The following is a 4,993-nucleotide window of genomic DNA, read 5'->3' as shown; positions in this document are numbered from 1 at the left end:
TATCGGCTAAAAAGTCCTTGCCGGGTATTAAAGGCGCTTCAGGCTTTCTCAAACACCGTGCCTTACGTATATTACCCGCTTATTATATCATTTTATTAATCACATTTTTCCTGTCTGGCGCGATGAGCACCTTTCATTATCCGGATAAAACGGCTAATTTTATTAGTGCGCTTACTTTTCAACCCATTTATCAGGCTCCGGGGCCGTTCTATTTAGACGACAGCGGCATGTACGGTGTTCGCTGGACGCTTAATTACGAGGTCTGGTTTTACCTGGTGGTAGGGCTGTTAATTGCGCTTCCTTTTAGAAAGGTGACGACCTGGCTATTCTTTTTTATCACGCTGGTTTTAGTGCCTCTTATCGGCTTTGACACCTTTACCTTTTCACCTGAAGGTTATCAGACAGGCATAGCCAGGCTAAATTTTATAACGAACCCAATGATATTCCTGTTTCTGGCGGGGATGGGAACCGGTCTGGCTTACCCGTTGTTGAAAAGGGTAAATGGGCCGATAATGACAGCCTTATTTATGGGTGCTCTTGGTTTGCTTTTCTTCCTGTTTAGTCAGGGCCTTTTTGCTGAACACGGACTCTTAGGTTCCGGCTGGATTTACCTGTTAATTATGATTACCGCTATCGGTGCTGAAAAATCAATCGGACAGTACATACCGGGTTTTTTAGTTCGTCTTGGCGATATTTCTTATTCTCTCTATCTGATACATACGCTGATGAATACGGGGATCGGTAAGCGATTTGAAAGCGTAGGCATTGCAGAGGGTCTGCCGAGATTTTTTGTTTCCTGTGTGCTTTCGCTGATTCTGGCGTGGCTTTCGTGGCGTTTTATTGAAAAGCCTTTTTTATCGCGGCGGCGGGTAAAAAGTCAGCAGTAAACCGCGTAAAATGCCCGAAGTTGCCTCTTTAAACAGGATGCTACGGCTTTGGCCATCAGTCAGGGCTTATTACTGGGCCACAATAAGCCCAGGCCACCGGCCAAAGGGCTCATCTCTGCTTTCCTGAAAAGAAATACCGGCAGCAAGCCGGTATCAGGAAAAGTGCCAACGTTGATTACGACTGTGGCTGGCCTACCGGGCCGGCACCCAGCGTACCGCCAGGTACTGACTGCGCGCTTGGCGCATGAGGACGGCCATCGTTCCCTACTGCGCTGCTACGATGCATACATCCCGCCAGAGATAAAACCGCCAGCAGAGCAACAAGACCTTTAGTGTAGTTTTTCATATATTTTTCCGTGGGTTGAAAACGATTCAGAACTTTAAGCGTAGTCTGGTGTTTTCTGATTGCCAGTGGCTGCCTGACAAAAAAGGCGCGGAAAATGTTCCTGCTGCATTAACCCGGGGCGTCAGCAAAATCCTCTACTACACTTAACTGACCTGACATTGAAGGAGCCAGTTATGTTTAAACATGAAACGAACAAAGAACGTAAAGATGAAGGCGACGTTCATAAAGGTTTGCCGGAAGCCGCGCCTTCGGCTGGCAATGCTTATGAGGAAGACGATCATCCTGCCATGGATGCGCCAGATGAGCATGGAGAAATGCCTCGCACTCGTGATGACAGTCAGGCAGATAAGAAAGATCCCTATCAGGAAAAATAAGCTTTGCCCGGGCCTGAAAGGCTGAAAAGTTTGACTCAGGCCCGCTACGGGCCTGAAACACTGACGGGTGCAACAGCGCGGCTGATACCGCTATTTTTAATGCTTCAGGAAGGGCATCCAGTTTTGTAAAGGAGAAAGTAGTAGACGTAAATACCAGACGATCGCTACGTCAGCCTGACAGCATTGTTCTTTTTACTTCCGCACATTTGCCCGCCGTACCACGAGCTACTCTTCCAACCTTTTCTGCTACCTGGATTATGATTATTCAAGGCGTTACTGCGCTGTGACGGTCACTATACGTTTCTGGCAGAGGCTTGATGGTAATTAACCTGCTTCTTAAACAAAAATGCGCCGTTAATGACTGATTTTCGCTGGCAGCGGTACTGCCTTGAAGCACGTTATTAAAAATCAGCCCGGTGAACCAAAGAAATCTTAAGGCTAAAAGCAGGGCTTTTATTTTACAGAAAGCAGGTAAACCTCTTTTCAGCACGATACTTCACCTTTCAGGCTTGTGTAAAAGAGATGAAAGCTCTACGCTGCCGTTTCCACGCCACGCGATCTGCGCGTCTGGCGTTCTGGCAGGAGCAAGCCTGATGAAAAGTAGCAAAGAGATTTCGATCGATCAGTTTACCGACAGTGAAAAAGAGCTGATTGACGCAAAAGTGAAAGCCCTCACGCTGAAAAAAGGCCATGTTCCTTCGCAAAAAGAAGAAAAAGAGATCCTTAAAGAGGCCAAGCGGCTGGTAATGAAGGATCGCGTAATTAAAGAGAGCAGCAAAGCCGTGGTGGCCAAAAAACCGCGCAAACCTTCTTCGGCCAAAGAAAGCGAGGTCAAAGAATTTAACTGGTCTGCCTCTCTTCGCAAAAATCCTCGGGCACTGAAAGGCAGCTAGCCGATAAAAACCGATGCAACGCCCTGAACAATACATCCGGTAGCCAGAAATCGCCGACGAAGAACAGCGCCGGAAGTAAACTGCATTGTTGACTCTTCCTTATGTTTTGCCGCACCCCGGTACGTTAACAGACTATACTTTAAAGGCTGTTAACCGGACCTTCCGTCAACCTTTCAGTCATTTTACTTCAGGATGCAACTTATGGTGTATCAATACCTTAACGGCACAGCGTGGCGGCATATTTATATTGTCGGCGATCTGCATGGCTGCCTTGCCATGCTCCAGGAAAAGTTAGAGGCTCAGCGTTTTGATACAGAACAGGATCTGCTGATAGCGGTTGGCGATCTGATCGATCGCGGGCCTGACAGCCTTGGTTGTGTAGAGCTGCTAAACAAACCCTGGTTTCGCAGCGTGCGCGGCAACCATGAGGAGATGGCTATCGGGGCGCTGACCCGAGGCGAGCATCAACAGTGGATTGGTAACGGCGGCGACTGGTTTTACAAGCTGGAGGGCATGAAAATGATGGAAGCGAAGCATGCCCTCAGCCGCTGTCGGCTGATGCCGCTCATTATTCACCTGGAGTTGGAAAATCGTGTGGTGGTCGTGGCCCATGCTGACTATCCGGCTGCACGCTATGCCTGGGAAGCCGAAGTCGATCCCTTTAAGGTTGTCTGGAGCCGCAGCCGTGTGGAACAGGTCCAGCAGGGGAAGGGCGAAGCCATCAGCGGAGCGGACGCTTTCTATTTTGGTCACACCCCGCTAAGCGCGCCGCTAAGCACGGCCAATATGCACTTTATCGATACCGGTGCCGTGTTCGGCAACCGGCTCACGATGGTTCAGGTACAGTAATGTTCAGGAGAACAGCTTGCCGTCCCGCACCAGCTCCCGTGGGTAGCTATTTTTAATTCGACCCGACACTTTCTTCGCCAGACCAATTGGCTGCTGCTGACAGGTAACAATCATCTCGTCGGCGGGCAGCGTGCGCTCAGGATAGATATCCCGTCCACGATACCACTCTTCGGCTTCTGCCAGCGTCAGCTCAAAACGATTTGCCGCCTGCGGCTGTGCCAGCGCGATAACCGCTTCATGTTGCCAGCGATAGCCTTTGGCAAAGGTTTCAGCCAGCTTCAGGCCGATACGTGAGAATCGCACTCGCCCCAACAGCGGCTCTGCCACGCGAGGAAACAGCCAGAGTTCTTTATCACGCTGCCATAGCGCATGGAAGGCGCTGTCCCATGCCAGCCCGACCCTGGCGGCGGCGGCCGTGATTTCCTGTTCCTCTTTACGTTTAACCGGCGCAAAAGGCAATTTACCCACTTTATAACCCGGTGCAGGCAGGGACGGCACGCTCGCCGTTTTGCGCAGCCGCGCCACAAAAAAGCCTTCGCTGTCAAAAATATGCGGAAAAACATGCAGGAAACCTTCCGGGGTACTGACGCGAGCGGCCGCCGGGAAAAGGTCGTTTAAGGGTTCAACGGCGGCGGCATCCGGATAGCGCGCCAGCAGCCAGGCAATTACCTGCTGGTTTTCGCTTTGGTTCAAGGTGCAGGTGGAATAGACCAGCGTCCCGCCGGGCTTCAGGGCGTGAAAAGCGCTATCGATCAAATCATGTTGGGTGGCGGCAATCGCTTCGGTGCTTTCCGGCGACCAGTTGCGCAGCGCGTCGGCATCCTTACGGATGACACCTTCGCCAGAGCAGGGCGCATCCAGCAAAATGGCATCAAAAACTTCCGGCAGTGCAGGCCCGAAGACGCGTCCGTCGAAATGGGTTATTGCCGTATTGCTGACGCCACAGCGGCTGATATTAGCATGCAGCACTTTGACCCGGCTGGCAGAGTATTCGTTGGCAAGAAGGGCGCCCTCGTTATTCATCCGGGCGGCAATCTGGGTCGTTTTAGAACCGGGTGCAGCGGCCATGTCCATTACGCGCTCCGGCGTGGACGACCCGGCAAACAGCGCCGTGACCGGCAGCATGGAACTCGCTTCCTGAATATAAAACAGTCCTGCCAGATGTTCTGCCGTACTGCCTAAAGGCAGCGTGTCGGCATCATCACGGCTGATCCAGAAACCTTCGTTACACCAGGGAACGGGCGTCAGTGCCCATTGATAAGGCTCGACCAGGGTAAGAAACGCCTCAACGCTGATTTTCAGCGTATTCACGCGCAGGCTGCGACGAAGCGGCTGCTGGCTGATAGCAATAAACTGCTCGAACTCGGCGCTGTCAGGCAGCAGCTCGCGCATCTGATGTAAGAAAAGATCCGGGAAGTACACGCGTGAAGAAGAAGACACTGAAAAATTCCGCTGGCAATAAAGTGCGGGGAGTTTATCACACTCTGCGGCCGCAAAAAAAACGGGCAGCCTGGCTGCCCGTCTCGGTTATTTCGTCGGCAGCGCCGTGCCCCATTTGCGCCAGTCTTTCGGCTCCTCGTTTTCCAGCAGATAATGCTTGCCGCTGGTGGCCTGCGGTGCCAGCGGGACAGTTTGCGGAGTGGC

The 4,993-nt window shown here is 51.8% G+C and carries 6 protein-coding genes; 4 read left to right on the top strand and 2 right to left on the bottom strand.

Going from position 1 to position 4,993, the window contains the following annotated elements:
* Positions 1–887, top strand: an 887-nt coding sequence (locus tag RTK32_RS18965; RefSeq protein ID WP_312046717.1) for an acyltransferase, incomplete at its 5' end; no start/stop codon positions are given.
* Between the two features lie 175 nt (positions 888–1,062).
* Here the strand turns inward: RTK32_RS18965 and RTK32_RS18960 are convergent.
* On the bottom strand, positions 1,063–1,233 hold the full coding sequence (locus tag RTK32_RS18960; protein WP_312046716.1) for a hypothetical protein: 171 nt from the start codon (positions 1,231–1,233) through the stop codon (positions 1,063–1,065).
* Between the two features lie 173 nt (positions 1,234–1,406).
* Here RTK32_RS18960 and RTK32_RS18955 point away from each other — a divergent pair, with 173 nt between their 5' ends.
* The 3 genes from RTK32_RS18955 (at position 1,407) to RTK32_RS18945 (ending at position 3,349) form a co-directional block, all read left to right on the top strand.
* Positions 1,407–1,607, top strand: a complete 201-nt coding sequence (locus RTK32_RS18955; protein ID WP_312046714.1) for a hypothetical protein — start codon at positions 1,407–1,409, stop codon at positions 1,605–1,607.
* A gap of 593 nt (positions 1,608–2,200) precedes the next feature.
* Complete coding sequence (gene yjbD / locus RTK32_RS18950) at positions 2,201–2,500, top strand: DUF3811 domain-containing protein (protein ID WP_312046712.1); 300 nt, start codon at positions 2,201–2,203, stop codon at positions 2,498–2,500.
* 201 nt (positions 2,501–2,701) lie between these two features.
* Positions 2,702–3,349 (top strand): metallophosphoesterase, encoded by a 648-nt coding sequence (locus RTK32_RS18945; protein ID WP_312046710.1) that lies wholly within the window; start codon positions 2,702–2,704, stop codon positions 3,347–3,349.
* Positions 3,350–3,352: 3 nt separating this feature from the next.
* On the opposite strand, the gene rsmF is transcribed toward RTK32_RS18945, so the two are convergent.
* The gene (gene rsmF, locus RTK32_RS18940) at positions 3,353–4,789 is read right to left on the bottom strand and encodes a 16S rRNA (cytosine(1407)-C(5))-methyltransferase RsmF (protein ID WP_312046709.1); all 1,437 of its coding nucleotides are present in this window, start codon (positions 4,787–4,789) and stop codon (positions 3,353–3,355) included.
* Positions 4,790–4,993: the final 204 nt, after the last annotated feature.

It is taken from the genome of Erwinia sp. (genome assembly GCF_031978025.1).
In the GTDB taxonomy this organism is placed as follows: domain Bacteria; phylum Pseudomonadota; class Gammaproteobacteria; order Enterobacterales; family Enterobacteriaceae; genus Erwinia.
Note: the sequence above shows the minus strand (reverse complement) of the source record. Positions and strands in the feature narration are given on the sequence as shown.